Below are 2,154 nucleotides of genomic sequence, written 5' to 3' on the forward strand. Positions count from 1 at the left end.
GTCTTCGAGAATGACATCGACCTCGACGGTCGGATTTCCACGGCTGTCCAGGATTTCACGCCCGACAATGTCGATGATGGCGGTCATTGCGATGTCCTCGATTGATCTGACTGATGTCGCGCACGTCTTAGCCAAAGTGCTGCAAAAGGCAATCGGCCGGCTCGCAATTATTGCCGTGGCGTCAGCCCCGAACGATTCACGAAGCGCAAATCGCTGTCATCATAAGTCATGTACGGCGGACCGGCTTGCGGCTATGATGTGGGTGCGCGGGGCGAAACAGGAGGTTTCGCCATGTCCCAGTTGAGCGGTATCGTGAGTTTGTTCCTGATCGCGGCTGCGTTCCTGACGTCGTGCGACAATCAGCAGTCGCCACCCAAGGCGATGGCCCCCGTGCACATCAGCGAATAGCTGCCACATCAAACCAAAATGGCCCCGTCTCGACGGGGCCATTTTGGTTTTGAGCCGTCAGTGCCAGTAAGGCGTGACCTTGTAGTAGTCGTAGGAGGCGTCGCGAGCGGTCTCGCCATCCGCGTCGGTCAGTTCGTTGATCGAATAGGCAGGCGCCGCCTTCAACTGCTCCTTGGAGAACGGCACGACATAGCCGCCCTTGTCCTCGTCATAGTCGAGGCTGGCCCACGGAATGGCATGATATTTTTCGCCGATGCCGAGGAAGCCTCCGAAACCAATCACCGCGAACATGATGCCGTTCGACGTCTTGTCGAGCATGACGTCCTGGATGCTGCCGATGCTCTTACCTTCGGTGTTGTAGACCGAAGTGCCGATGACTCGCGAAGCGGCAATGGCTTGGGTGTGGCCCGTCTGGGTTGTCATGATGTGCTCCTCATTGTCGTTGATCTATGCTTTGACAATGAGGGGCGCGGGCGAAAGTTCCCGACTTTTTTCGGCGACGATCGGTTCACTCCGCGAGGATGAAGGTGACCTTCATGTTGACGCGATAGGCAGCAATCTTGCCGTCTTCGACAACGATCTTCTGATCCTGGATCCAGGCGCCTTCGACGTTCTTCAGGGTTTTCGAAGCGCGCGCAATTCCCTTTTCGATGGCGTCCTGAAAGCTCTTCTTCGACGATGATGTGATTTCGGTGACGCGGGCAACAGACATGGCTTCCTCCTGCCAAAACGCTCATTTGCCGGGCAAGCGTACAGCCGGCTTATGCCGATCACAAGCGCTGGCGCCCCTGGGACCATTGTCATGCCGCCGCCCGGCGTGGCATTGAAGGGGCGTCCAGTCGTTTGGGGAGGCGGCAATGGCCCGAAGGCGCAGTCAGCAGCCAGCAGCGGCGCAGCCGCCGGTGGTCGACGCCAATGCCGCCAACGCGTCCAGCGGCTACTTCTTTGCCGGCGCCATGGTGCTGATCGCCATCCTGATCCCCTGGTATTTCGAGCTGCCGCTCAACTTCGATGTGACCGACCGCGAATTCAATCCGCTCGTCTTCGTACCGGTCGTGTTCGGGGTGATCGGGCTCTACGCGTTGCCAAAGGCGATCCGCGACACGCTGCGCGTGCGCAAATTCGGTGCGACGACACTGCAGGCCGGCCCGGCAAGACCCGGCGGACACTTCGAGGGCCTGGTTCGCTCCAGCCGCGACCTCAGCCCCAGCGGCGACTACACCGTCCTACTTCGTTGCATTCGCACCTACCGCGTCGGCGGACCAATTGTGAACACCATCGCGGAGGACAAATCGACCTACAAGGAAGAACTCAAATACCAGGAAAAGCTCGTCGTCCCGCGTGGTTCGGTGCAGTCGAGCGCGGGCATCCCCTTTGCGTTCGCAATCCCGGCGGACGCGCTGCCATCCAACGGACCGCCGGTCTACGAGCGCCAGCACGGTAATGTCCGCTGGATCCTGACGGTCACGGCGCCGATGCCGGGCGTCGACTATTATGCGGTGTTCGCGATCGACATGAGGCGGTCGGGCCAGAACAATTGATGCGATGCCGGAAGTATCCTCGGACGTTTCAGAGGCCCTTGGCGATGCGATCGAATGCCATCAGCCGCTCGAGCAGGGCCGGCATGTCCTTCAACGGCAGCATGTTCGGGCCGTCGGAAGAGGTCGAATTATCCGGATCCTGGTGGGTCTCGATGAACACGCCGGCAACGCCGACAGCGACAGCCGCGCGGGCCAGCGTCTCGAC

The 2,154-nt window shown here is 60.2% G+C and carries 3 protein-coding genes and 1 pseudogene; 1 reads left to right on the plus strand and 3 read right to left on the minus strand.

Features of this window, described 5'->3' with window-relative positions:
- Positions 1-465: 465 nt before the first annotated feature.
- Together EN935_RS32500 and EN935_RS32505 are read right to left on the minus strand one after the other, a co-directional pair.
- Positions 466-831, minus strand: coding sequence for a PRC-barrel domain-containing protein (locus EN935_RS32500; protein WP_109672337.1), 366 nt, complete (start codon positions 829-831; stop codon positions 466-468).
- Positions 832-916: 85 nt separating this feature from the next.
- On the minus strand, positions 917-1,120 hold the full coding sequence (locus EN935_RS32505; protein WP_027045027.1) for a dodecin family protein: 204 nt from the start codon (positions 1,118-1,120) through the stop codon (positions 917-919).
- A 145-nt stretch (positions 1,121-1,265) separates the two neighbouring features.
- Here EN935_RS32505 and EN935_RS32510 point away from each other — a divergent pair, with 145 nt between their 5' ends.
- Complete coding sequence (locus tag EN935_RS32510) at positions 1,266-1,949, plus strand: hypothetical protein (protein ID WP_127263515.1); 684 nt, start codon at positions 1,266-1,268, stop codon at positions 1,947-1,949.
- Between the two features lie 28 nt (positions 1,950-1,977).
- Here the strand turns inward: EN935_RS32510 and EN935_RS32515 are convergent.
- Positions 1,978-2,154: pseudogene (locus tag EN935_RS32515) on the minus strand (3-deoxy-8-phosphooctulonate synthase); the annotation flags it as partial.

Source organism: Mesorhizobium sp. M7D.F.Ca.US.004.03.1.1, from assembly GCF_003998635.1.
Lineage (GTDB): Bacteria > Pseudomonadota > Alphaproteobacteria > Rhizobiales > Rhizobiaceae > Mesorhizobium > Mesorhizobium loti.

Coding starts and splice junctions, on each gene's coding strand:
- EN935_RS32505 (WP_027045027.1), bottom strand. CDS start 1,120: ATGTCTGTTGCCCGCGTCACCGAAATCACATCATCGTCGAAGAAGAGC.
- EN935_RS32510 (WP_127263515.1), top strand. CDS start 1,266: ATGGCCCGAAGGCGCAGTCAGCAGCCAGCAGCGGCGCAGCCGCCGGTG.
- EN935_RS32500 (WP_109672337.1), bottom strand. CDS start 831: ATGACAACCCAGACGGGCCACACCCAAGCCATTGCCGCTTCGCGAGTC.